Source organism: Pseudomonas sp. LBUM1657 (assembly GCF_059716075.1).
The window spans coordinates 6,100,607-6,124,047 of sequence record NZ_CP166799.1; the positions used below are offsets into that span (position 1 = coordinate 6,100,607).

General features: G+C 61.1%; 22 protein-coding genes. 14 read left to right on the top strand and 8 right to left on the bottom strand.

What is annotated here, in order from left to right:
- Positions 1–152: 152 nt before the first annotated feature.
- From ACA055_RS28190 to pilG, 6 genes are all read right to left on the bottom strand, one after another.
- A complete protein-coding gene (locus tag ACA055_RS28190; RefSeq protein ID WP_497681522.1) occupies positions 153–608 on the bottom strand; it encodes a chemotaxis protein CheW in 456 nt (151 codons plus the stop codon).
- On the bottom strand, positions 601–6,501 hold the full coding sequence (locus ACA055_RS28195) for an Hpt domain-containing protein (RefSeq protein ID WP_497681523.1): 5,901 nt from the start codon (positions 6,499–6,501) through the stop codon (positions 601–603). Before ACA055_RS28195 ends, ACA055_RS28190 begins: the two co-directional genes overlap by 8 nt.
- Before the next feature lie 51 nt (positions 6,502–6,552).
- Positions 6,553–8,610 carry a methyl-accepting chemotaxis protein gene (locus tag ACA055_RS28200; protein WP_497681524.1) on the bottom strand — a complete coding sequence of 686 codons (2,058 nt, stop codon included), beginning with the start codon at positions 8,608–8,610 and terminating at the stop codon, positions 6,553–6,555.
- 156 nt (positions 8,611–8,766) lie between these two features.
- Positions 8,767–9,306, bottom strand: coding sequence for a chemotaxis protein CheW (locus tag ACA055_RS28205; protein ID WP_497681525.1), 540 nt, complete (start codon positions 9,304–9,306; stop codon positions 8,767–8,769).
- Between the two features lie 10 nt (positions 9,307–9,316).
- The gene (pilH, locus tag ACA055_RS28210) at positions 9,317–9,682 is read right to left on the bottom strand and encodes a twitching motility response regulator PilH (RefSeq protein ID WP_027926574.1); all 366 of its coding nucleotides are present in this window, start codon (positions 9,680–9,682) and stop codon (positions 9,317–9,319) included.
- A gap of 57 nt (positions 9,683–9,739) precedes the next feature.
- A complete protein-coding gene (gene pilG / locus ACA055_RS28215) occupies positions 9,740–10,144 on the bottom strand; it encodes a twitching motility response regulator PilG (protein WP_008152601.1) in 405 nt (134 codons plus the stop codon).
- 235 nt (positions 10,145–10,379) lie between these two features.
- On the opposite strand from pilG, the gene gshB reads away from it, so the two are divergent.
- The 7 genes from gshB (at position 10,380) to ACA055_RS28250 (ending at position 16,384) form a co-directional block, all read left to right on the top strand.
- Positions 10,380–11,333, top strand: a complete 954-nt coding sequence (gene gshB, locus ACA055_RS28220; RefSeq protein ID WP_497681526.1) for a glutathione synthase — start codon at positions 10,380–10,382, stop codon at positions 11,331–11,333.
- Between the two features lie 64 nt (positions 11,334–11,397).
- A complete protein-coding gene (locus tag ACA055_RS28225; RefSeq protein ID WP_497681527.1) occupies positions 11,398–12,294 on the top strand; it encodes an energy transducer TonB in 897 nt (298 codons plus the stop codon).
- 192 nt (positions 12,295–12,486) lie between these two features.
- Positions 12,487–13,059, top strand: coding sequence for a YqgE/AlgH family protein (locus ACA055_RS28230; RefSeq protein WP_497681528.1), 573 nt, complete (start codon positions 12,487–12,489; stop codon positions 13,057–13,059).
- Positions 13,059–13,496: a Holliday junction resolvase RuvX gene (ruvX, locus tag ACA055_RS28235; RefSeq protein ID WP_497681529.1), complete on the top strand. Its 438-nt coding sequence runs from the start codon at positions 13,059–13,061 to the stop codon at positions 13,494–13,496. Before ACA055_RS28230 ends, ruvX begins: the two co-directional genes overlap by 1 nt.
- A gap of 84 nt (positions 13,497–13,580) precedes the next feature.
- Complete coding sequence (gene pyrR / locus ACA055_RS28240; protein WP_497681530.1) at positions 13,581–14,084, top strand: bifunctional pyr operon transcriptional regulator/uracil phosphoribosyltransferase PyrR; 504 nt, start codon at positions 13,581–13,583, stop codon at positions 14,082–14,084.
- Between the two features lie 27 nt (positions 14,085–14,111).
- Positions 14,112–15,116: an aspartate carbamoyltransferase catalytic subunit gene (locus ACA055_RS28245; protein WP_007897943.1), complete on the top strand. Its 1,005-nt coding sequence runs from the start codon at positions 14,112–14,114 to the stop codon at positions 15,114–15,116.
- A complete protein-coding gene (locus ACA055_RS28250) occupies positions 15,113–16,384 on the top strand; it encodes a dihydroorotase (protein ID WP_497681531.1) in 1,272 nt (423 codons plus the stop codon). Before ACA055_RS28245 ends, ACA055_RS28250 begins: the two co-directional genes overlap by 4 nt.
- A 112-nt stretch (positions 16,385–16,496) precedes the next feature.
- Here ACA055_RS28250 and ACA055_RS28255 read toward each other — a convergent pair whose 3' ends face one another.
- On the bottom strand, positions 16,497–16,928 hold the full coding sequence (locus ACA055_RS28255) for an NINE protein (RefSeq protein WP_497681532.1): 432 nt from the start codon (positions 16,926–16,928) through the stop codon (positions 16,497–16,499).
- Positions 16,929–17,177: 249 nt separating this feature from the next.
- Here ACA055_RS28255 and ACA055_RS28260 point away from each other — a divergent pair, with 249 nt between their 5' ends.
- Positions 17,178–17,798 carry a C40 family peptidase gene (locus ACA055_RS28260; RefSeq protein WP_497681533.1) on the top strand — a complete coding sequence of 207 codons (621 nt, stop codon included), beginning with the start codon at positions 17,178–17,180 and terminating at the stop codon, positions 17,796–17,798.
- Between the two features lie 141 nt (positions 17,799–17,939).
- On the opposite strand, the gene ACA055_RS28265 is transcribed toward ACA055_RS28260, so the two are convergent.
- Complete coding sequence (locus tag ACA055_RS28265) at positions 17,940–18,974, bottom strand: type IV pilus twitching motility protein PilT (RefSeq protein ID WP_497681534.1); 1,035 nt, start codon at positions 18,972–18,974, stop codon at positions 17,940–17,942.
- 57 nt (positions 18,975–19,031) lie between these two features.
- On the opposite strand from ACA055_RS28265, the gene ACA055_RS28270 reads away from it, so the two are divergent.
- The 6 genes from ACA055_RS28270 to metW all read left to right on the top strand — a co-directional run bounded on the left by ACA055_RS28270 (position 19,032) and on the right by metW (position 23,433).
- The gene (locus ACA055_RS28270; RefSeq protein WP_497681535.1) at positions 19,032–19,730 is read left to right on the top strand and encodes a YggS family pyridoxal phosphate-dependent enzyme; all 699 of its coding nucleotides are present in this window, start codon (positions 19,032–19,034) and stop codon (positions 19,728–19,730) included.
- Positions 19,731–19,763: 33 nt separating this feature from the next.
- Positions 19,764–20,582, top strand: a complete 819-nt coding sequence (gene proC, locus ACA055_RS28275) for a pyrroline-5-carboxylate reductase (protein ID WP_497681536.1) — start codon at positions 19,764–19,766, stop codon at positions 20,580–20,582.
- A 10-nt stretch (positions 20,583–20,592) separates the two neighbouring features.
- Positions 20,593–21,183: a YggT family protein gene (locus tag ACA055_RS28280; protein WP_497681537.1), complete on the top strand. Its 591-nt coding sequence runs from the start codon at positions 20,593–20,595 to the stop codon at positions 21,181–21,183.
- Between the two features lie 4 nt (positions 21,184–21,187).
- Positions 21,188–21,481 carry a DUF167 domain-containing protein gene (locus ACA055_RS28285; RefSeq protein ID WP_497681538.1) on the top strand — a complete coding sequence of 98 codons (294 nt, stop codon included), beginning with the start codon at positions 21,188–21,190 and terminating at the stop codon, positions 21,479–21,481.
- A gap of 184 nt (positions 21,482–21,665) precedes the next feature.
- Complete coding sequence (gene metX, locus ACA055_RS28290; RefSeq protein ID WP_497681539.1) at positions 21,666–22,805, top strand: homoserine O-succinyltransferase MetX; 1,140 nt, start codon at positions 21,666–21,668, stop codon at positions 22,803–22,805.
- Between the two features lie 7 nt (positions 22,806–22,812).
- Positions 22,813–23,433, top strand: a complete 621-nt coding sequence (metW, locus tag ACA055_RS28295) for a methionine biosynthesis protein MetW (protein WP_497681540.1) — start codon at positions 22,813–22,815, stop codon at positions 23,431–23,433.
- Positions 23,434–23,441 lie beyond the last annotated feature (8 nt).

Below are 23,441 nucleotides of genomic sequence, written 5' to 3' on the forward strand. Positions count from 1 at the left end.
AGCAGAGTGTTGGATCGTTACGGTTAGGGTAATGGTCGACTTGAGAAATCAATTGGCAGTGCTGACGCCTTCGCGAGCAAGCCCGCTCCCACAAGGTATTAGTGAACACTGGAGATCTACTGTGGGAGCGGGCTTGCTCGCGAAGGGGCCAGTCAGACGAGCCCGGCACTCACAAGCAATTCCTCCAGAGCCAGCAAATTCGGCACTTTGGCCACCTGATCACCCACTTGTACCGCTGCCTGTTCCAACGAGCACAACGGCACATCCACATAACTCAGCTGGCTGTCGAGCTTGTACGACCGTGGAATCCCCTGCACCAGCAGGGCAATGAACTTCAATTCGGGCCGGCCACCCAGCGCATTGAGAATCACGATTCGCGCCCGTTCACCGATGACGATTTTCTGGCCACACGCCGACTCGAAACTGAGCAGCGGAATCTGCCGGTTCCGCCATGCCACTCGCCCGAGGTACCACGGTGGCGTATCCAGATCGAACGCCCCTGGCTGATAGTCAATCAGCTCCGCGACAGCGACGTTGGGCAGGATCAGGTTGCGGTCGGCCAAGGGCAGCAGCAGCCCGGTGAGATTGCTGGTGCGATGCTCAAGCATGTTTTTTGCTCCACAGGGCAATGCTTTCGAGCAATACCGATTCCTGATACGGCTTGCCGAGGTAGTCGTTGACGCCGATGGCCATGGCGCGGTCGCGGTGTTTCTGGCCGGTGCGGGAAGTAATCATGATGATCGGCAGGTGCTGCAAACGTTCGTCAGCACGTACCTGGGTCGCGACTTCGAAGCCGTCCATGCGCGGCATTTCGATGTCCAGCAGCATCACGTCAGGCTTGTGGTCTTCGAGCAGCAGCATGGCGTCGACGCCGTCCTTGGCCGTCAGCACGTTCATGCCGTGGCGCTCCAGCAGGCGGCTGGTGACTTTGCGCACGGTCACCGAATCGTCGACTACCAGCACGAGCAATGGTTTGTGCGGCTCGGCCTCGGCTTCCTGGGTTACCGGCCGCTGCGGCACATGTGCCTGCATGGCGCGGATTGGCGCGAGTAAATCGAGAATCAGCACCACTCGCCCATCGCCGAGAATCGTCGCCCCGGACAACCCCTGCACCGCCGCAAACTGCGGGCCGAGACTTTTGACCACGATCTCCCGAGTGCCAGCCATGGCGTCGACTTGCACCGCGATGTGCCGCTCGTTGCACTGCACCAGCAGCACCGGCAGCGGCAGGCTCTGGCCCAGCAGTTTCGGGCGGGTGCTGGTTTTCAGCAACTCGCCCAGATAGCACAGCTCATAGTCCTGCCCAGCGTACTTGTACGTCGGTGGATCGAGCCGGTAGTGCCCTTCGAGTTCGTTGGGCAATACGCGAACGATACCGTCGATGGTGTTCAGCGGGATCGCATACTGATCCTCCCCGCATTGCACCATCAGCGCACGGTTGACCGAGACGGTGAACGGCAGGCGAATCCGGAAGTGCACGCCCTGCCCAGCCACAGAGTCGATGCTCATCGTGCCGCCGAGCTGGCGGACTTCTTCGTGAACCACATCCATGCCGACGCCGCGCCCGGAAATCTGGGTGATTTTTTCGGCGGTGGAAAACCCCGGTTGCAGGATGAATTGCAGCACGTCGCGATCACTGATGACACTGTCCGGGGCGAGCAAACCGCGCTTGATCGCCTTGCGCCGCACCGCGTCCAAAGGCACACCGGCACCGTCGTCGCGGATATCGAAAATGATGTCGCCGCCCTCTCGCGACAGGTCGAGCGTGATCCGCCCCTGAGCCGGTTTGCCGGCCGCCACACGCACCTCGGCGGATTCCAGGCCATGGTCGACGGCGTTGCGCAACATGTGCTCCAACGGCGCTGCCATGCGTTCAAGGACATTGCGATCCATCTCGCCTTCGGCGTTGCCGACGATGAATTCCACGTCCTTGCCCAGCTCGCTGGAGACCTGCCGAACAATGCGTTTCAAGCGCGGCAGCATCCGCTCGAACGGCACCATGCGCGTACGCATCAGGCCTTCTTGCAGTTCAGTGTTGATGCGGCCCTGCTGTTGCAGCAGGTTCTCCGCGTCCTGATTGCGCCGCTCAAGGGTTTCCTTGAGATCGAGCAGGTCGGACGCGGACTCGAAGAGCGCGCGGGACAGTTGCTGCAGCTGCGAGTGACGGTCCATCTCCAGCGGATCGAATTCTTCGTAGCCCAGGCGTTCGGCTTCGACCTGCTGACGACTGAGAATCCGCCCCTGGGTTTCGGTGTCGAGCCGGCGCAATTGATCGCGCATACGCTCGATGGTGGTTTCCATTTCGCTCAGGGCCACGCGCGCATCGTTGACCTGTTGTTCTATTCGGCCCCGGAAGATTGAGGTTTCGCCGGCCAGGTTGACCAGGTCGTCCAGCAGTTCGGCCGACACCTTGACCATGTCCGCGCTGGCATCGGGTGACGGCGCCAGCGTCTCGGTTTTTGGCGTTGCTTGCACTGGAGTCGGCGCTTCGAGCACCGCCGGGTGGCTGAAATTCCTGATCGCGTCGATCAGTTGATCGGCCGGTGGCAATGGCTGACCGGCGCGTGTTGCATCGAGCATCTGCGCCAATCGGTCATGGCTGCTTTGCAACAGTGCGAACAACGCGGGCGTGGGTTGCAGGACGCCAGCGGACAAGCCTTCGTAAAGAAATTCCAGCTCATGGGCCAGGTCGCCGATCGGGCCGACTTCCACCATCCGCGCGCCGCCCTTGAGGGTGTGCAAGTCACGCAGCAGGGTTTCCACTTCCTGGCGATTCGACGGTTGCGCCTGCCAACGCACCAGCGCCGCCCCGGAGTTTTCGATGATGTCGAAACCTTCCTCGAGGAAGATCTCCTGAAGTTCCGGATCATGCCCCGGCGAATCTTCGACCCTTGCAGGCTCGGTCGCTTCAACCGCACTGGCGTTGCCCTGGCGGAACTCGCGGATGGCCCCGATCAACTCGCCCGGATCACCCAACGGCTGTTGGTGCTGCAACTGTTCAAGCAACTCGGCGAGCCGGTCATGACTTCGTTGCAGCACTTGCGCCAGCGTTTCGCTGTGGGCGTAACGGCGGTCCACCAGACCTTCGTAAAGGCTTTCCAGCTCATGGGCCAGGTCGCCGACCGGCTCGACTTCAGCCATTCGCGCGCCACCCTTGAGCGTGTGCAAATCCCGCTGCAAGGACAACAACGGCGCGGCGTTTTCCGGGTCGTTCAGCCAGCGCTGCAAAGCCTGGCCGGCGCTTTCGAGGATATCCACCGCTTCTTCAAGGAAGATCGAAACGATTTCATCGTCCAGTTCAACCTGGGTCGCGGTCTGCTCCAGTTCGGCGGTGGCACTGCCCAACTCGCGAATGCTCAGGGTGCGGCTGCCGTCGCTGCGAATCAGGCCCATGGCCGACGGGTCTAGGCTCTCGTCGAGTAACCCGCGCAGGGCCCGGATTCGCTCCGGTTGCGGACTGACTTCCTGGCCGGCAGCCAGTTCGTCGAGCATGTTGATCAGCGCCTCGTGGGCGCTTTGCGCCTCATGGAAAAACTTTTCGCTGACCGCCAGGCTGCTTTCTTCCACCGCACCGTAGAGGTCGAGCAAGGCTTCGCAGAGCTCATCCACCGGATGCAGGTCGGCCAGGTGCGCGCCTTCGCCGAGGGTGGTCAATTCGTCCAGCAAAGCGCTGAGTTCCTGACGCTCGCCGGGGTGCTGTTGCCAACGCTGCAACAGGCTTTCGGCGTCCAGCAGGATGTCCATGCCTTGGGCCAGGAAGTTGTTGATCAACTGCGGATCGCGCTTGATGCGCAGTTTGGTATTGGGCGCGCTCAAGAGGGTTTGCAGCCGCTCGGCCAGCAACGCCTGGGTGCGCTCGATCAGCGAAGGGGCGTCGGGAATCGCGGCCAGCGGGTCGGACTTGAGCTGGCGCAACCCGAGGCGGAACAACCCTTCGGCTTCAAGCAACAGTTCGACTTCGTCCAGGTCCAGGGCGATCAGGTGTGCCTTGTATTCCCGGGCCAGCTGATCCAGCGGCGCCGCCAACTCGGCAATCGGCAATACGCCGGCCATGGAAGCGCTGCCCTTCAAGGTGTGCAGCGCCCGCTGTAACTCATCGCTGGCCTGCAACGGCACGTGCTCGGCAGCCTGGTCGAGAAAGCGGTTGAGGCTGTTCAGATGGGTCTCGGCTTCTTTGCGGAAGATCTCCAGCAACAGCGGATCGAGCGCCGCGACGTCCTGCGTGTCCTCATCGCAGGCCTGCTCACCACCCTTGGCAAGAGCGTGGGCACGGGCAGCCAATTGGTCGACATCGTTGCGCTGGCGCTGGGCATTGGCGGCAAATTCGGCCACCAGTTCCGGCAGCAGCTCCAGCGTATCCGCCAGCAACTGTTTGACTGCCGGCCCAGGCGCAATGCTCTGTTCCAGCATGCGGTTGAGCAGGTTTTCCACCGCCCAGGCCAGTTCGCCCAACACCAGCGCGCGGACCATCCGGCCACTGCCTTTCAACGTGTGGAACGCGCGGCGCAGTTCACTCAGGGCCGATTTGCTTTCGGGATTGGCCGACCAGCGCGGCAGGTATTCCTGGAGGATTTCCAGGACTTCGTCGGTTTCTTCGAGAAAGACTTCCCGCAGCTCATCGTCCACCGGCTCTTCGCCCTCCGGCGGCGGCAACAGGCTGCCGGGCGTGGTCAGGGCTGGCGGGTTGACGGCAGACACGGGGCTGGCGAGCACGTCGGCCAGGGTTTGCACCACCTCTGGATCGTCCAGTTCCTGGAGATCCTGCATCACCTGCGCTTCGCTGGGGCTGAGCACATCTTCGAGCACCGGCACATGCTGTTCGCTGGGGAAAAAACCGAGGGACGCCAGGCTTTGTTCCGCGACATCGAGCAGTTGTTCACCGGGCGCTTCGGGGTCGTCGCTGAGGCGCTCAAGGTAATATTCGATGCTGGTGATGACGTCGGCCAGGCTGTCCAGTTCCTGCCAACCGGGGTGGTCCGGATCCAGCAACAGATGTTCATGGATGAAGTGGTTGCAGGTTTCGATCAGGCTCGCCGCACGGCTCAACGGAATCATCGCCAGCGCGCCGCGCACCTGGGTCAGCAAGGCCGGTAAGGGCTGCAAATGCTGACGGTCCCAATCGGCGTCGATGTAGTCGACGATCATGTCCTTGGCCTGTTGCAGACAGATGCGTGCTTCCTTGATGACGATCTGGTGAATCTGCGTCAGGTCGGTGGTCGGCAGGCGGCTTTCTTCCTGGCTTTCCGGTTCCACGGTGCCGACCATGCCGGCCAGGGTCGCCTCGACATAGAGCAAGGCACCGGCGACGTCCATGAGGATCGCGTCGTTGGGTTCGCGCTGGCCCTGGGCGAGGCTCAGCACCACCGCCAGTTGGTCGATGATGACCTTGCGCGGCTGGCCGAAACCGAGCACCGCCAGGGTATCGGCAATCTGCCGCAGGGGCGCCAGCAGGCTTTCGAGGTCCGAGGTGTGCTGGCGGTCGCTGCGCACGAACAGGTCCAGCCGCTCCTTGACCCGCACCAGTTCTTCGCACAGCGCCGCCAACACCGAGCGCATGGCATCGCGGTCGGGGCCTGCAAGGCGTGCGCGTTCTTCGTCGACCATCGCGCTGTCAGGCAACGCGTCGTCCAGTCCGTAGCGATCTTTCATGGTCAGCATCTGCCCGGTGGGATGTTCGGCCTTGGCAATATAGAACAGCAAACTCTTGAGCAACTCCGGCGGCGCCGGCTGATTGATGGCGGGCATGCCCTGTTCGAGCAAACGCTTGAGTTCTTTGTCGGCGTCCTTGAACAGGCTGCGCAAGGCTGGACTGTTGGCGATGGCACCGGCGCGCATGCCTTCGACCAGCGCCGAGGCGACTTGCCACACCGGGCTCAGCGGCGCATTGCCGCACAGCCCTTCGAGGCGCGCAAAAACTTTGGCCAGATAACCGAGGTTGGTTTCGTCGTCCTGCTCGCGCAACAACCCGACCAGGGCCATCTGCATCATCTGCCGCAATTTGCGCAGCACGTTCGGTAAATCAGCCGGTTCCAGCAGCGCCAGGGATTCTTGATCCAGAGGCGGCAGGTGCGGCAATTGCGGGGTGAACAGGCTGGTTTCCGAGAGCAGGCTTTCGCCACGGGCACTGCGCAGATCGTTGATCAGCGGCAACACCACCAGCGGCAGGTCACGGCGGGCGCTTTGCACCCGGTCGAGGTAGATCGGCAGCTGCCCCAAGGCTTGCATCAACAGATGGATCGCCTCATCGCGATGGCTGACGCGGTTCTGCTGCAAGGCGCTGGCCAGCTGCTCCATCTCTTCGGCGAGCAGGGCCGCGCCGTAGAATTCGACCATCTGCAAACTGCCGTGAACCTGATGGATGCACGCCAGGCAATCGCTCAGCGCGTGCGTCGCCTGCGGGTCATCAAGCAAGTCTTCGATCGCCTGATGAGCCTGCTTCAGCGTTTCGGCAATCTCGCCTTTGACCCACTCAAGGGCCACATAGTCGTGCCGATCACCCATAACCACTCCAGTCACTGCTCCAGTCAAAAAAAGCAAACGCCCATCGGCGCTTCACACTTTATCCGCAGTCTGCGCCTTGGCGGCCGGCAAGGTGAAACCGGACACCGAACGCCGCAGCTGACTGGCCATTTTCGCCAGGTTGCCGATGCTCTCGGCGGTGGCGGTGGAGCCGGACGAGGTCTGCGTGGTGATCTGCTGGATCACGTTCATCGTCAGGGAAATCTGACCGGCCGAAGACGTCTGTTGCTGCGCGGCGTTGGAAATACTCTGGATCAGCGCCGCGAGGGTCTTGGAGACACCTTCGATTTCTTCCAGGGCCACACCGGCATCCTGCGCCAGACGCGCGCCGCGCACCACTTCGGTGGTGGTCTGCTCCATGGAGATCACCGCTTCGTTGGTGTCAGTCTGGATCGCCCGCACCAGGGTTTCGATCTGCCGGGTCGCCGCGGACGAGCGCTCGGCCAGCCGTTGGACTTCATCGGCCACCACCGCAAACCCGCGTCCGGCGTCACCGGCCATGGACGCCTGGATCGCCGCGTTGAGGGCGAGGATGTTGGTCTGATCGGCAATGTCATCGATCAGGCTGACAATATCGCCGATTTCCTGAGAAGACTCGCCGAGGCGCTTGATGCGCTTGGCGGTGTCCTGGATCTGCTCGCGAATATTGTCCATGCCATGGATGGTGTTGTGCACCACCTCGTTGCCCTTGTTGGCGATTTCCACCGAACGCTCGGCCACCGCCGAAGATTCGGCGGCGTTGGCCGACACCTGGTCGATGGACTGGGCCATGTCGTTGATCGCCGTAGAGGCTTCGGAAATCTGCTGGGCCTGATGCTCCGAGGCCTGGGCCAGATGCATGGCGGTGGCCTGGGTTTCCTGCACGGCGGCAGCGACCTGGCCGGCGGTGAGGTTGATGGTCGCCACCAGATCGCGCAGTTGGTCCACGGAATAGTTGATCGAGTCGGCGATGGTGCCGGTGAAGTCTTCGGTGACTGAGGCGGTCACCGTCAGATCGCCGTCGGCGAGGTCTTCGATTTCATCGAGCAGACGCATGATCGCGTTCTGGTTGCGCTCGTTTTTCTCGGCAGTCTCGCGCAGTTGACGGTTGGTTTCACGCACCATCACCAGACCAATGAGGATGATCGACATCAGCGCCGCCAGGCCCAGCACGTAACCGCCAATGGTGTCGGTGTTGCGCCCACCGGCCAGGTTTTCGAACCCGGTGGCCAGGTGCGAGGCTTCGTCGAGCAGGGTTTGCGACAGGCTAAAAATGTTGGTGGCGGATTCGCGGACCTTGAACAGTTCCGGAGAGGTTTCGAGGATTTCATCCACCGAACCGGAAACGAATTCGAACAGCTCCGAAATCTCGATCAACCGCGCCCGCGCATCGCGGTCTTCAACCTGGCTGACCTTCAGCGCCGGATTACCCTGGAGCATGCCGTTGAGTACCTGACCAAAACGCGCGGCGTCGCGACCGAAAGCGTCGGCGGCCTGCTGCGAACTTTCATCACCGGACAACACCGTGTTCACCGCACCCAAGATGCGCTCGGCCAACAGCGACTGACGCTGGGCCATCGCCACTTGGGGTGCCGGGGCGCCACGTTGCAGGAGGGTTTCGACGACTTTTTCGTACTCGACCTGCAACTGCGGCACGGTTTCGGCCAGTGTTGCAGCGACTTGATGCAAGGACAGCACGGTTTGTTCGCTGGAGAGAATCGCGTCGGTGTTTTTCAGCAGACGCTCCCAGTCCTGCTGCACCGCACGCATTTCCGGGCGCACGGCGGCGGGTGCCGGTGGTAGGCCGGTGGAGGGATCGCCCTTCTTCAGATAACCCCAGCGCTGGGCAAAATCATTGCGTGCATCGCTCAGTAACTTGAACGCAGCAGCTTTACCGGCGGCGGCTTCGGTGGCGTTTTTGGCAATGCGCTGCGAGAGCACGCGCAGCTCACCGGCGTGGCCGATGTACTGTTTGTCGTACGTGGTCTGGGTGTTGAGGTAAGCGAAGTTGGCGAACAGCAGCATGATGAAGACAATCAGCGCGATGAACAGCGCGATGATCTGCGACCGGCTGCGCGACCCTTCTGGCTTGCCTGTTTTTGCTTTTATCATCGGTCCTCGCCTAATAACCAACCTTTAGAACCCGCCGAAGATCCCTTGTGGGAGCGGGCTTGCTCGCGAAAGCGGTCACTTATTCAACATCTATGCTGACTGACCCACCGCTTTCGCGAGCAAGCCCGCTCCCACATTGGGTCGGTGTCAGGCCAGTTAGAGCGCGACGTGCATAAAGCTTTGGGACTGCACCAACGCAAACGGGCTGAACACTTGCCAGGTCTGCTCACGCGGGAACCGGCCTTTGACGAACGCCGAAATCGGCCCGTGCACATCGGCTGCCGGCACCGGCTCCAGACTGTCCTGGGCAAAGTGCTGGAGGCCGAAGACTTCATCAACCATCAACCCGGCAAACACGTCTTCATGTTCCACCACCAACACCCGCCGCTGTTTGCGCAGGGCCGACAGTTCATGGCCGAAGAAGCCGCACAAGTCCATGATCGGCAGCAGCCGCCCACGCAGGTTTGCCACCCCCCTGACCCAGGGTTTGACCCCCGGCAATTGGGTGAACCGCAGCTCGTGCAAGACTTCGCTGACTTCGCCCATGGGCGCGACGTACCAGTGCTCGCCCAAACGAAAACCGATGCCGCTCCAGCTGTCCTGCCGAGTCGGCTGGGACGGCAAGTCCGCCGCCAGCAGGCGACAGCGCTGGTCGATCCGCAGCAGCAGCTCGAAGGCAGTCAGCGACTCGGTCATGGCCGCACGATCAACCGGCCAGCACGTTGTTCAGCGTCTTGATCAGGGTCTCTTCATCGACCGGTTTGGTCAGGTAGTCCTTGGCGCCCTGGCGCGTGCCCCAGACCTTGTCGGTTTCCTGATCCTTGGTGGTGATGATGATCACCGGGATGTGCCCGGTGTCCGGGTCTTTGGTCAGCTGGCGAGTCGCCTGGAAACCGTTGAGGCCGGGCATGACGATGTCCATCAAAACAGCGTCGGGTTTTTCCTGACGAGCCAGGGCCACGCCGTCGGCGCCGTTTTCGGCTTTCAACACTTCATGACCGTGCTTTTCCAGCATGCCGGTCAGTTTGTACATTTCAGTCGGCGAATCATCGACGATCAGAATACGTGCCATGGTCTTCCCCATTCTTGTCGACACCGGGCCCGCTGGCCGAGCGTCACTGTGCGTGTCCTACTGCGGCAAAACGGCGGCGAAGCCCGGTACATGGGCCTGGATCGCGTTCAGCAGTTCTTCCTTGCTGAAAGGCTTGGTCAGAAACTGGTCGGAGCCGACGATGCGCCCCTTGGCCTTGTCGAACAGCCCGTCCTTGGACGACAGCATAATCACCGGCGTGGACTTGAACGCACTGTTGTTCTTGATTAACGCGCAGGTCTGATAGCCATCAAGACGCGGCATCATGATGTCGACAAAGATGATGCCGGGATGATTGTCGGCAATCTTGGCCAGGGCATCGAAACCATCGATGGCCGTGATGACTTCACAACCCACGTTCTTCAACAGCGTTTCGGCGGTGCGGCGAATCGTCTTCGAATCGTCGATCACCATGACCTTCAAGGCGCTGGAATGCTGTTCCATAAATGCTCTACCGTCGCCTTTGCGAAACAATTTGTCCGTTTGCCGGTTAACGGCGGCCCGAAACCCTTGATGCTCAAGGGCTAGTACAACTTGGCAGTCTTTTTAGCACAGTCTCCAATACCAATCTATCGGCCGACCTGCGCGGTGGTTTTTCCTTGACCGGGAACACACTCAGCGCCACTCTGACGCCACTTTTAAAGGTCACTTCGACCATCCAGAATTCGAGGAAAAACCCATGAGCGTTCGCGTCGGGATTGTCATGGACCCTATCGCCAGCATCTCCTATAAAAAGGATAGCTCGCTGGCCATGCTGCTGGCTGCGCAGAAGCGCGGCTGGGAACTGTTCTATATGGAACAGGGCGACTTGTACCAGGCCGAAGGTGAAGCACGGGCGCGGATGCGCCCGTTGAAAGTCTTCGCCAACCCGGAAAAATGGTTCGAGCTGGACGCCGAGCAGGATGCGCTGCTCAGCGATCTCGACGTGATCCTGATGCGCAAGGATCCGCCGTTCGACATGGAGTTCGTTTACTCCACGTACCTGTTGGAACAAGCCGAGCGCGCTGGCGTGCTGGTGGTCAACAAGCCGCAAAGCCTGCGCGACTGCAACGAGAAACTGTTCGCGACACTGTTCCCGCAGTGCACGCCGCCGACTATCGTCAGCCGTCGCCCGGACGTCCTGCGTGAATTCGCCGACCATCATGGCGATGTGATTCTCAAGCCGCTGGACGGCATGGGCGGTTCATCGATCTTCCGTCACACCGCCGGCCATCCAAACCTGTCGGTAATCCTGGAAACCCTGACCCTGCATGGCAAACAGCAGATCATGATCCAGGGTTACCTGCCGGCGATCATCGATGGCGACAAACGCATCCTGATGATCGACGGCGAGCCTGTGGATTACTGCCTGGCGCGGATCCCGGCGGCTGGCGAAACCCGTGGCAACCTGGCCGCCGGCGGCCGTGGCGAAGCCCGCCCGCTGACCGAGAAAGATCGCTGGATCGCCGCCCAGGTCGGCCCGACCCTGCGTGAAAAAGGCCTGTTGTTCGTGGGTCTCGACGTGATCGGCGAGCACCTGACGGAAATCAACGTGACCAGCCCGACCTGCATTCGCGAGATTGATAACGCGTTCGGCACCGACATCGGCGGCATGCTGATGGATGCCATCGATCAGAAGCTCAAGGCTCGTTGATAAGCCAAACCAACATTGCGTTATCATGCGCGGCTTGTAAAAACGCGATGTTGGTTTTTTTGTTATGACGCTTCCGTCCGATCTGCCACCCGAACTCGCCCATACCGGCGTTCGCCCGGCCGATCGCCTCGGATTTACACTGTTTCTCGCGGCGCTGGTTCACCTGGCGTTGCTGTTGGGCGTCGGGTTCACCATGGTCGAACCCCAGAAGATCAGCAAAACCCTGGAAATCACCCTCGCTACCTTCAAAAGCGAAAAGAAGCCCGAGAAAGCTGATTTCCTCGCCCAGGAAAACCAGCAAGGCAGCGGCACCCTGGATAAAAAGGCGATCCCCAAGACCACTGAGGTCGCGCCGTTCCAGGACAACAAGGTGCAGAAAGTCACGCCACCGCCGGCGGCCAAGCCTGAGCAGGCAGCTCCGCCCAAGGCTGCCGTGACCACCGTAGCGCCGAAACCGAAAAAAGCCGCCGCGAAAACCGAAGAGCCCAAGACCGAGGCAAAACCCGCATTGCAGGCGCCGACGTTCGACAGTGAACAGCTGTCCAGCGACATCGCCAGCCTGGAAGCCGAACTGGCCAACGAACAACAGCTGTATGCCAAGCGCCCGCGCATCCACCGCCTGAGCGCCGCCTCGACCATGCGCGACAAGGGCGCCTGGTATAAGGACGAATGGCGCAAGAAGGTCGAGCGCATCGGCAACCTCAATTACCCCGACGAAGCCCGCCGCAAGCAGATCTACGGCAATTTGCGCCTGATGGTGTCGATCAACCGCGACGGTTCGCTGTTTGAAGTGTTGGTGCTCGAATCCTCCGGGCAGCCCCTGCTGGATCAGGCCGCCCAGCGCATCGTGCGGCTGGCAGCGCCGTTTTCGCCGTTTACCGGGGATTTGTCGGATATTGACCGCCTGGAAATCATCCGCACCTGGAAGTTTGCCCGCGGGGACAGACTCTCAAGTAACTGACCACCGCAAATCCCCTGTGGGAGCGGGCTTGCTCGCGAAAGCGATGTGTCATTCAGCATTGATGTCGACTGACCTATTGCTTTCGCGAGCAAGCCCGCTCCCACATTTGATCGGTGGCGTGACGGGTATTCCGAGCATTTCCTGTGCATCCCCAGCTTGTCAGTTTGCCCCTCCAACGCCACACTAGCGCTCATGAAGAACGTCAGCCCCAGCTACCTCAAGCATCACTTCCTGATCGCCATGCCTCACATGGCCGACCCGAACTTTGCGCACACCTTGACCTACATCGTCGAGCACACGGCCAATGGCGCCATGGGGCTGGTGGTCAATCGTCCGCAAGACCTGAACCTGGCCGATATCCTCGAGCAACTGCGCCCTGATATCGAACCGCCGGTGCTCTGCCAGCATGTGCCGATCTTTATCGGCGGCCCGGTGCAGACCGATCGCGGTTTTGTCCTGCACCCTTCAGGTAAAACCTTTCAAGCAACCGTTGATCTGGAAAGCGAGCTGTCCTTGTCGACCTCCCAGGACGTGCTGTTCGCCATCGCCGACGGCGTTGGTCCGGCGAAAAGCGTGATCGCCCTCGGTTACGCTGGCTGGGAAGCCGGGCAGCTTGAAGCCGAACTTGCCCAGAACGCCTGGCTGACCTGCCCGTTCGACGCCGACATCCTGTTCAACACCAGCAGCGAACTGCGCCTGGAAGCGGCGGCCAAGCGTCTGGGCGTCAACCTCAGCCTGCTGACCAGCCAGGCGGGGCACGCCTGATGGCCCTGCGGTTGATTCTGGGTTTCGACTACGGCACCAAACAGATCGGCGTTGCGGTCGGCCAGGTGATTACCGGCCAGGCCCGCGAGCTGTGTACCTTGAAGGCACAAAACGGTATTCCCGACTGGAACCAGGTCGAAGCCCTGATTAAAGAGTGGAAACCCGACGCCGTGGTGGTCGGCCTGCCATTGAACATGGACGGCACGCCAAGCGACATGTGCCTGCGCGCCGAAAAATTTGCCCGACGCCTGAACGGTCGCTACAACCTGCCCTTCTATACCCACGATGAACGCCTGACCACCTTCGAGGCCAAGGGCGAACGCCTGGTCCGTGGCGGCCAGAAAGGCAGTTACCGCGACAACCCGGTCGACGCCATCGCCGCCGCCCTGCTGCTGCAAGGCTGGCTCGACGCAAACACCGCACTGTTCGAATCCTGAAGAGTCGCAACAAGCGACTCTCTATAGCTACAACCCGAGCCATCACTCAAGCAGAACCCGACTCGGGACAAAGAAGGAGCAACCATGAGCCTGCCCAATCCCGCCGAACTGATCAGCCAGATGGCGACCCGTCTCAAGGCACACCTGGAACACCGTGGTATCAGCGAACCGCGTTACATCGGCATTCGCACCGGCGGCATCTGGGTCGCCCAGGCCTTGCTCGATGAACTGGGCAGCGACTCGCCCCTCGGCACCCTCGACGTGTCCTTCTACCGCGACGACTTCAGCCAGAATGGCCTGCACCCGCAAGTGCGTCCTTCGGCCCTGCCATTTGAAATCGAAGGCCAGCACCTGGTATTGATCGACGACGTGCTGATGAGCGGTCGGACCATTCGCGCCGCGATGAACGAACTCTTCGATTATGGCCGCCCGGCAAGCGTGACGCTGGTATGCCTGCTGGACCTGGACGCCGGTGAGCTGCCGATTCGCCCGAATGTGGTCGGCGCAACCCTGTCGCTGGCGGCCCACGAGCGCGTGAAGCTGTCCGGCCCGGAGCTCAAGCTCGAACTGCAAGACCTCGCCCTTTAATTCGCCCTATTGAGAGTCCCCCTCGCGATGACGCCTCTAGAAACCAAGCGCCCGCTGCAGCTCAATGATCAGGGCCAGCTGCGCCACTTCCTCTCGCTCGACGGTTTGCGCCGCGAGCTGCTGACGGAAATCCTCGACACCGCCGACTCGTTCCTAGAAGTCGGCGCCAGGGCGGTGAAGAAAGTCCCGTTGCTGCGCGGCAAGACCGTGTGCAACGTGTTCTTCGAGAACTCCACCCGTACCCGCACCACCTTCGAACTGGCCGCCCAGCGGCTGTCGGCCGACGTGATCACCCTCAACGTGTCCACGTCATCGGCGAGCAAGGGCGAAACCCTGCTCGACACCCTGCGCAACCTTGAGGCCATGGCCGCCGACATGTTCGTCGTGCGTCACGGTGATTCCGGTGCGGCGCATTTCATTGCCGAGCACGTGTGCCCGCAAGTGGCGATCATCAACGGTGGCGACGGTCGTCACGCGCACCCGACCCAAGGCATGCTCGACATGCTCACCATCCGCCGGCACAAGGGCGGTTTCGAAAACCTTTCGGTGGCCATCGTCGGCGACATCCTGCACTCGCGCGTCGCGCGCTCGAACATGCTGGCCCTGAAAACCCTCGGCTGCCCGGACATCCGCGTGATCGCGCCGAAAACCCTGCTGCCGATCGGCATCGAGCAATACGGCGTGAAGGTTTACACCGACATGACCGAAGGCCTGAAAGACGTCGATGTAGTGATCATGCTGCGCCTGCAACGCGAGCGCATGACCGGCGGCCTGTTGCCGAGCGAAGGCGAGTTCTACCGCCTGTTCGGCCTGACCACCGCGCGCCTGGCCGGGGCCAAGCCGGATTGCATCGTCATGCACCCGGGGCCGATCAACCGTGGAGTGGAAATTGAGTCGGCGGTGGCCGACGGCCCGCACTCGGTGATTCTCAATCAGGTCACCTACGGCATTGCAATTCGTATGGCCGTGCTGTCCATGGCCATGAGCGGGCAGACTGCCCAGCGCCAATTCGAGCAGGAGAACGCCCAGTGAAGCTCAGCATTCTCGGCGCCCGCGTTATCGACCCTACAAGTGGTCTGGATAAAGTTACCGACATCCACATCGAAGCCTGCAAGATCGTCGCCCTTGGTGCCGCTCCCGCCGGTTTTGTCGCCGTCGACACCCTCGACGCCAAAGGCCTGGTGGCCGCCCCTGGCCTGGTAGACCTGAACGTTGCCCTGCGCGAGCCGGGCTACAGCCGCAAAGGCTCGATCGCCAGCGAAACCCGCGCCGCCGCTGCCGGTGGCGTCACCAGTTTGTGCTGCCCGCCGAAAACCAAACCGGTGCTGGACACCTCGGCCGTGGCCGAGCTGATCCTCGACCGCGCCCGTGAAGCCGGCAACACCAAAGTCTTCCCGATCGGCGCCTTGAGCAAAGGCCTGGACGGTGAGCAGTTGGCCGAACTGGTCGCCTTGCGCGACGCCGGCTGCGTGGCCTTCGGCAACGGCCTGGAGAGTTTCCGCAATACCCGCACTCTGTGCCGGGCGCTGGAATACGCGGCGACGTTCGACCTGACGGTGATTTTCAACTCCCAGGACCATGACCTGGCCGAAGGCGGCCTGGCTCACGAAGGCCCGACTGCCAGCTTCCTCGGTTTGCCGGGGATTCCGGAAACCGCCGAGACCGTGGCCCTCGCCCGAGATCTGCTGCTGGTCGAGCAGAGCGGCGTGCGTGCGCACTTCAGCCAGCTCACCAGTGCGCGCGGTGTGGCCCTGATTGCTCAGGCCCAGGCGCGTGGGCTGCCGGTGACCGCCGATGTGGCGTTGTATCAGCTGATCCTGACCGACGAAGCGCTGATCGACTTCAGTAGCCTCTATCACGTCCAGCCGCCGCTGCGCACCCGCGCCGACCGCGATGGCCTGCGTGCAGCGGTGAAGTCGGGTGTGGTGTCGGCCATCTCCAGCCACCACCAACCCCACGAACGGGACGCCAAACTCGCGCCGTTCGGTGCCACCGAACCGGGCATCAGCAGCGTTGAGTTGCTGCTGCCACTGGCGATGACGCTGGTAGAAGACGGTTTGCTGGATCTGCCAACGCTGCTGGCACGCCTCAGCGCCGGGCCTGCCGAAGCGTTGCGACTGCCGGTGGGCAAGCTGGCGGTCGGCGGTGCGGCGGATATCGTGTTGTTTGACCCTGCCGCTTCGACCGTGGCCGGCGAAACCTGGCTGTCCAAGGGCGAAAACTGCCCGTTCATCGGCCACAGCCTGCCGGGAGTGGTGCGTTACACCCTGGTGGATGGGCGGATCAGCCACCAGGCGTAAGACCGCGTCGCCTGTATTCGCGAGCAAGCCCGCTCCCACATTTGACCTTCAACGAACACAGCATTTGTGTACGACAGGGATCACATGTGGGAGCGGGCTTGCTCGCGAAGACTTACTGGAAGGCGCCTCTGTCCTGGGCATTGCGAATCGAAACCTGGTCATTCAACGTCCAGAAGTCATACAGCACCCCCAGAAAGAACAACCCGCCCGTCACCAGGTACAGCAACCCGCTGATCCACTTGCCTTGATACATCCGGTGTACGCCAAATATCCCAAGAAACGTCAGCAGAATCCACGCAACGTTGTACTCGATAGGTCCGGCGGTAAAACGCAGGTCCGCTTCGCGATCCATGGCGGGAATCAGAAACAGGTCGATCAGCCAGCCGATCCCCAGCAAACCAAAGGTGAAGAACCAGATCGTCCCGGTCACCGGCTTGCCGTAATAGAAGCGGTGAGCCCCGGTAAAACCGAGAATCCACAGCAGGTAACCGATCACTTTGCTGTGGGTATCTTGTTGCGCAACGGGTTGTCGATAGGTGTTCATGAAGGACCTCGAATCACACGATAGATAAATATTCTTGAATTCTTTGTGACTTTTTTACAGGTGGCCGACGTATGGCAAATGTTACCGTATTCGTCCGTAACCCCTTGTACCACCTGACTTCTGTCCGACAATGACGTCAATTTTCTGCTTATTTGGTTCCGTTGCCCGAAAGTTGAATCGACCAACGGCCTCGGAAGGGCCAAAAAAGCTGTTATAAAGTTGCGCGCTAACTTATATGAGCCTTGCCTAATGCGTCCATTTTTCAAGACATGGCTAACCATTTGCCTATTATTGCCTCTGGCCGCCCACGCCACCAATCGTGAGCAACGTCTTCCAAACGTTAATGGTTACACCCAAAAATCCCATGTTTCTGCTCCTTCGAGCAAAAACAAAAAGACAGCAAAACGCGCCCCACAGCTCAGCAGCAGCAAAAGCAACCTGGTTCCGCCAATGGCGAGCAAGGAAAGCAGCGACGTGCTGAGCCGTGCCGTGAACGTCCTCGGTACCCCGTACCGTTGGGGCGGCAGCAGCCCAAGTAAAGGGTTCGATTGCAGCGGCCTGGTGAAATACGCGTTCAACGACGCCACGTTCGACCTGCCCCGCACGTCCAATGCAATGGCCAGCGGTCATGGCGACAAAGTCGATCGCAACGACCTGAAACCGGGCGACCTGATTTTCTTCAATATCAAGAGTCGTCGGGTCAATCACGTTGCCATCTACCTGGGCAATGACCGCTTCATCCACGCACCGCGTCGTGGCAAGTCGGTGAGCATCGACACCCTGAAGAAACCGTACTGGCAAAAACACTACGTGGTTGCCAAGCGAGTTATGCCAAAAGAGAAGAACACCATACAGGTTGTTCAGCGCTGATTTGAGCTTCCGGGGCTGACCCGGGAGTTGCTCTTTGAACATGACCGCTTCTTCGCAAGCAAGCCCGCTCCCACATTGGAATGCATTCCTCTGCGGGGGCGGGCTTGCTCGCGAAGGCGCCCATGAAAGCGCCACACCCCCTCAGAAATTATCCGGCGAGCGCGCCTTCTCTCGCGCATTATCACGGCTGATCAACCCCTTGCTCACCAGCTCCTTCAAGCACATATCCAGCGTCTGCATTCCCAGCCCCCCCCCGGTCTGAATCGACGAATACATCTGCGCCACCTTGTCTTCGCGGATCAGGTTACGGATCGCCGACGTGCCGAGCATGATTTCGTGAGCGGCAATGCGCCCGCCGCCGATCTTCTTCACCAATGTCTGGGAAACCACCGCCAGCAGCGACTCGGAAAGCATCGAGCGCACCATCGATTTCTCGTCCCCCGGAAACACATCCACTATCCGGTCGATGGTTTTCGCCGCCGACGTGGTGTGTAGCGTGCCGAACACCAGGTGACCGGTCTCCGCGGCAGTCAATGCCAGGCGAATGGTCTCAAGGTCGCGCATCTCCCCCACCAGAATCACGTCCGGATCTTCCCGCAGGGCCGAGCGCAGGGCTGTGGCGAAGCTGCGGGTATCGCGGTGGACTTCGCGTTGGTTGATCAGGCATTTGCGCGATTCGTGAACGAACTCGATCGGGTCTTCGATGGTGAGAATGTGATGATGGCGATGGTTGTTCAGGTAATCGATCATCGCCGCCAGGGTGGTGGACTTGCCGGAACCGGTCGGGCCAGTCACCAGCACCAGCCCACGGGGGGATTCGGTAATCTTGCGAAACACGTCGCCCATGCCCAGGTCGTCCATGCTCAGAACCTTCGACGGGATGGTGCGGAACACCGCGCCGGCACCGCGATTCTGATTGAACGCATTGACCCGAAAACGCGCCACACCGGGCACTTCAAAGGAAAAGTCGGTTTCCAGGTGTTTCTCGAAGTCCACCCGCTGGGTGTCGTTCATGATGTCGTAGATCAGCGCCTGTACCTGTTTGTGTTCCAGGGCCGGCAGGTTGATGCGTCGCACATCGCCATCAACCCGTATCATCGGCGGCAGCCCGGCGGACAGATGCAGGTCGGACGCGCCTTGTTTGGCGCTGAAAGCCAGCAGCTCAGTGATATCCATAGCGCTCCTCAATTCCAGTAGAATGCCGCGAACCTCAGACCCGCTGGCGCCTCTTGAATGTCCACGATAGCAGACAACATTGCACTGGTTAGTTCACGCATCCGTGCTGCCGCCCTCGCCGCCCACCGCGACGAGCACAGCGTCCGGCTGCTGGCCGTGAGCAAGACCAAGCCCGCCGAGGCCTTGCGCGAAGCGTATGCCGCGGGGATCCGCGACTTTGGCGAGAACTATCTGCAGGAGGCCCTGAGCAAACAGCTCGAATTGGCCGACCTGCCCTTGATCTGGCACTTCATTGGCCCCATTCAATCGAACAAGACTCGCGCTATCGCCGAGCACTTCGCCTGGGTGCATTCCGTGGATCGTTTGAAAATCGCACAACGCCTGTCCGAACAACGTCCTGCCGATTTGCCGCCCTTGAACATCTGCATCCAGGTCAACGTCAGCGGTGAAGCCAGTAAATCCGGTTGCACCCCGGCCGACCTGCCGGCCCTGGCCCATGCCATCAGCGAACTGCCGCGCCTCACGTTGCGCGGGCTGATGGCGATTCCCGAGCCGACTGAAGATCGCGCCACCCAGGATGCCGCTTTTGCTGCCGTACAAAGCCTGCAAGCCAGCCTGAATCTGCCGCTCGACACACTTTCCATGGGCATGAGCCACGACCTCGAGTCGGCCATCGCCCAAGGCGCCACCTGGGTCCGTATTGGTACAGCCCTGTTCGGTGCTCGCGGCTCTCAACAAATGCATGGCCAGCCATAACCTGGCTGACACACCTATCTATAAGGACCTGACATGAGCAAGACTCGTATTGCCTTTATCGGTGCCGGCAACATGGCCGCCAGTCTGATCGGCGGCCTGCGCGCCAAAGGTCTGGACGCTGCGCAGATCCGCGCCAGCGATCCGGGCGCTGAAACCCGTGCGCGCGTGAACGCCGAACACGGCATCGAAGTGTTTGCCGACAACGCCGATGCCATCCAAGGCGCGGACGTCATCGTACTGGCGGTCAAACCCCAGGCGATGAAAACCGTCTGCGAAGCGCTTCGCCCAAGCCTCAAGCCGAATCAACTGGTGGTCTCAATCGCTGCCGGCATCACCTGCGCCAGCATGAACACCTGGCTCGGTGCCCAGCCGATCGTACGCTGCATGCCTAACACTCCGGCGCTGCTGCGTCAGGGCGTGAGCGGTTTGTTCGCCACGGCCGAAGTCAACGCTGAACAACGTCAGCAAGCACAAGAGTTGCTGTCGGCCGTCGGCATTGCGCTGTGGCTGAACGAAGAGCAGCAACTGGACGCGGTCACCGCCGTTTCCGGCAGCGGCCCGGCTTATTTCTTCCTGCTGATCGAAGCCATGACCGCCGCCGGCGTGAAACTCGGCCTGCCGGCGGATATCGCCGCACAACTGACCCTGCAAACCGCCTTGGGCGCCGCGCATATGGCCGTCGCCAGTGATGTCGACGCCGCCGAACTGCGTCGCCGCGTGACCTCGCCTGCGGGCACCACGGAAGCTGCAATCAAGTCGTTCCAGGCCGGTGGCTTCGAAGCCCTGGTAGAAAAAGCACTCGGCGCCGCTGCGCACCGCTCGGCCGAAATGGCCGAACAACTGGGTCAATAAGGAGCCTTACATGATTGGATTGAACACTGCAGCGGTCTACGTGCTGCAAACCCTCGGCAGCCTGTACCTGCTGATCGTGCTGTTGCGCTTCGTGCTGCAACTGGTACGCGCAAACTTCTACAACCCGCTCTGCCAGTTCGCCGTGAAAGCCACCCAGCCGCTGCTCAAGCCACTGCGCCGGATCATTCCGAGCATGTTCGGCCTCGACATGTCTTCGCTGGTGCTGGCGATCCTCGTGCAACTGGCGTTGATGGCCCTGACCCTGCTGCTGACTTACGGCACCACCGGCAACCCGCTGCAACTGCTGATCTGGTCGTTGATCGGCGTGACCGCGCTGTTCCTGAAGATTTTCTTCTTCGCGCTGATCATCAGCGTGATCCTGTCCTGGGTCGCACCGGGCAGCCATAACCCGGGTGCCGAGTTGGTGAACCAGATCTGCGAGCCGGCCCTGGCGCCGTTCCGCAAGATCCTGCCGAACCTTGGCGGCCTGGATATCTCGCCGATCCTGGCGTTCCTGGTGTTGAAGCTGATCGACATGCTGGTGATCAACAACCTCGCCGCCTTGACGATGATGCCGGAAATCCTGCGCCTGCTGATCTGACCCGGTGAGCTACTTTCGCTGGGACGGTGATGACCTGATTCTGGAATGTCACCTGCAACCGGCGGCCCGCAGCGATGATTTCTGTGGGCTGCACGGTGATCGCCTGAAGATCCGCCTGACCGCGCCGCCCGTCGAGGGCAAGGCCAATGCGTATCTGATGGCGTTTCTGGCCAAGGCGTTTGGAGTATCCAAGAGCCAGGTGAGTTTGATCAGCGGCGAGCTGAACCGGCAGAAGCGGGTACGGATTTGCTCGCCGAAGAAGCTGCCGGATTTACCGGGGCTGGTGCGACACAACTGATAGACCGAGGCGCTGCATTCGCGGGCAAGCCCGCTCCCACATTGGAATGCGTTCTCTTGTGGGAGCGGGCTTGCTCGCGAATGGCGCACCTCGGTCTGACTGAATGAAATCAGGCCCGGCCTTTGCTTGCCGCTAACCCCACCGGTCTTTAGACTTACGCCTCATTTAAACGAGAGCAGGGTCGATGCCAACTGCCTTTCCCCCCGATTCTGTTGGTCTGGTGACGCCGCAAGTGGCGCACTTCAGCGAACCCCTGGCTTTGGCCTGTGGCCGTTCGCTCCCAGCGTATGACCTGATTTACGAGACCTACGGCACGCTGAACGCCACGGCGAGCAACGCCGTGCTGATCTGCCACGCCTTGTCCGGTCACCATCACGCTGCCGGTTTCCACAGCCCCGACGACCGCAAACCCGGTTGGTGGGACAGCTGCATCGGCCCCGGCAAGCCGATCGACACCAACAAGTTCTTCGTGGTCAGCCTGAACAACCTCGGCGGTTGCAACGGCTCAACCGGCCCGAGCAGCGTGAATCCGGAAACCGGCAAGCCCTTCGGCGCCGACTTTCCGGTGCTGACCGTGGAAGACTGGGTGCACAGCCAGGCGCGTCTGTCGGACCTGCTCGGCATCAGCCAATGGGCGGCCGTGATTGGCGGCAGCCTCGGTGGCATGCAGGCGTTGCAGTGGACCATCACTTATCCGGACCGCGTGCGGCACTGCCTGGCCATCGCCTCGGCACCCAAGCTGTCGGCGCAGAATATCGCGTTCAACGAAGTCGCCCGTCAGGCAATCCTCACCGACCCCGAGTTTCACGGCGGTTCGTTCCAGGAAGCAGGCGTGATCCCCAAACGCGGGTTGATGCTGGCGCGGATGGTCGGGCACATTACCTATCTGTCCGATGACTCCATGGGCGAGAAATTCGGCCGTGGCCTGAAGAGCGAAAAGCTCAACTACGACTTCCACAGTGTCGAGTTCCAGGTCGAAAGCTACCTGCGTTATCAGGGTGAAGAGTTCTCCGGGCGTTTCGACGCCAACACCTACCTGCTGATGACCAAGGCGCTGGACTACTTCGACCCGGCAGCGAACTTCGACGATGACCTGGCGAAAACCTTCGCTGGCGCCACGTCCAAGTTCTGCGTGATGTCGTTCACCACCGACTGGCGCTTCTCCCCTGCCCGTTCGCGGGAACTGGTGGACGCGTTGATGGCGGCCAAGAAAGACGTCTGCTACCTGGAGATCGACGCTCCGCAAGGCCACGACGCCTTCCTGATTCCGATCCCGCGCTACCTGCAAGCCTTCAGCAATTACATGAACCGCATTTCGCTTTGAGGAAGACATGAGAGCCGATCTGGAAATCATCCAGGAATGGATCCCCGCCGGCAGCCGCGTGCTCGACCTCGGTTGCGGTGACGGCGAGCTGCTGACCTGGTTGCGCGACCACAAGCAAGTCACCGGTTATGGCCTGGAAAACGACCCGGACAACATCGCCGAGTGCGTGGCCAAGGGCATCAACGTCATCGAACAGGACCTGGACAAGGGCTTGGGCAACTTTGCCAGCAACAGCTTCGACATCGTGGTCATGACCCAGGCGCTGCAAGCGGTGCACTACCCGGACAGGATCCTCGACGAAATGCTGCGCGTCGGTCGCCAGTGCATCATTACCTTCCCCAACTTCGGTCACTGGCGCTGCCGCTGGTACCTGGCGAGCAAGGGCCGGATGCCGGTTTCCGAGTTTCTGCCGTACACCTGGTACAACACGCCGAACATCCACTTCTGCACCTTCGAAGACTTTGAAGCGTTGTGTCGCGAACGTGAAGCCAAGGTCATTGATCGGCTTGCCGTGGATCAACAGCATCGGCACGGGTGGGCCAGTAAGCTATGGCCTAATCTGTTAGGTGAGATCGGTATTTACCGCGTCAGCAGCCCTGGGCTGCAAGACCACAAGGTCGCGGTCTGAACAGCGAC

Bases quoted from the DNA above. Each gene is read 5' to 3' on its own strand.
- ACA055_RS28200 (WP_497681524.1), bottom strand. From the start codon at position 8,610: ATGATAAAAGCAAAAACAGGCAAGCCAGAAGGGTCGCGCAGCCGGTCG.
- pilG (WP_008152601.1), bottom strand. From the start codon at position 10,144: ATGGAACAGCATTCCAGCGCCTTGAAGGTCATGGTGATCGACGATTCG.
- ACA055_RS28245 (WP_007897943.1), top strand. From the start codon at position 14,112: ATGACGCCTCTAGAAACCAAGCGCCCGCTGCAGCTCAATGATCAGGGC.
- ACA055_RS28255 (WP_497681532.1), bottom strand. From the start codon at position 16,928: ATGAACACCTATCGACAACCCGTTGCGCAACAAGATACCCACAGCAAA.
- ACA055_RS28230 (WP_497681528.1), top strand. From the start codon at position 12,487: ATGAAGAACGTCAGCCCCAGCTACCTCAAGCATCACTTCCTGATCGCC.
- ACA055_RS28265 (WP_497681534.1), bottom strand. From the start codon at position 18,974: ATGGATATCACTGAGCTGCTGGCTTTCAGCGCCAAACAAGGCGCGTCC.
- ACA055_RS28195 (WP_497681523.1), bottom strand. From the start codon at position 6,501: ATGGGTGATCGGCACGACTATGTGGCCCTTGAGTGGGTCAAAGGCGAG.
- pyrR (WP_497681530.1), top strand. From the start codon at position 13,581: ATGAGCCTGCCCAATCCCGCCGAACTGATCAGCCAGATGGCGACCCGT.
- ACA055_RS28225 (WP_497681527.1), top strand. From the start codon at position 11,398: ATGACGCTTCCGTCCGATCTGCCACCCGAACTCGCCCATACCGGCGTT.
- ACA055_RS28280 (WP_497681537.1), top strand. From the start codon at position 20,593: ATGATTGGATTGAACACTGCAGCGGTCTACGTGCTGCAAACCCTCGGC.
- ACA055_RS28190 (WP_497681522.1), bottom strand. From the start codon at position 608: ATGCTTGAGCATCGCACCAGCAATCTCACCGGGCTGCTGCTGCCCTTG.
- pilH (WP_027926574.1), bottom strand. From the start codon at position 9,682: ATGGCACGTATTCTGATCGTCGATGATTCGCCGACTGAAATGTACAAA.
- ACA055_RS28270 (WP_497681535.1), top strand. From the start codon at position 19,032: ATGTCCACGATAGCAGACAACATTGCACTGGTTAGTTCACGCATCCGT.
- metX (WP_497681539.1), top strand. From the start codon at position 21,666: ATGCCAACTGCCTTTCCCCCCGATTCTGTTGGTCTGGTGACGCCGCAA.
- ACA055_RS28260 (WP_497681533.1), top strand. From the start codon at position 17,178: ATGCGTCCATTTTTCAAGACATGGCTAACCATTTGCCTATTATTGCCT.
- ACA055_RS28205 (WP_497681525.1), bottom strand. From the start codon at position 9,306: ATGACCGAGTCGCTGACTGCCTTCGAGCTGCTGCTGCGGATCGACCAG.
- proC (WP_497681536.1), top strand. From the start codon at position 19,764: ATGAGCAAGACTCGTATTGCCTTTATCGGTGCCGGCAACATGGCCGCC.
- metW (WP_497681540.1), top strand. From the start codon at position 22,813: ATGAGAGCCGATCTGGAAATCATCCAGGAATGGATCCCCGCCGGCAGC.
- gshB (WP_497681526.1), top strand. From the start codon at position 10,380: ATGAGCGTTCGCGTCGGGATTGTCATGGACCCTATCGCCAGCATCTCC.
- ruvX (WP_497681529.1), top strand. From the start codon at position 13,059: ATGGCCCTGCGGTTGATTCTGGGTTTCGACTACGGCACCAAACAGATC.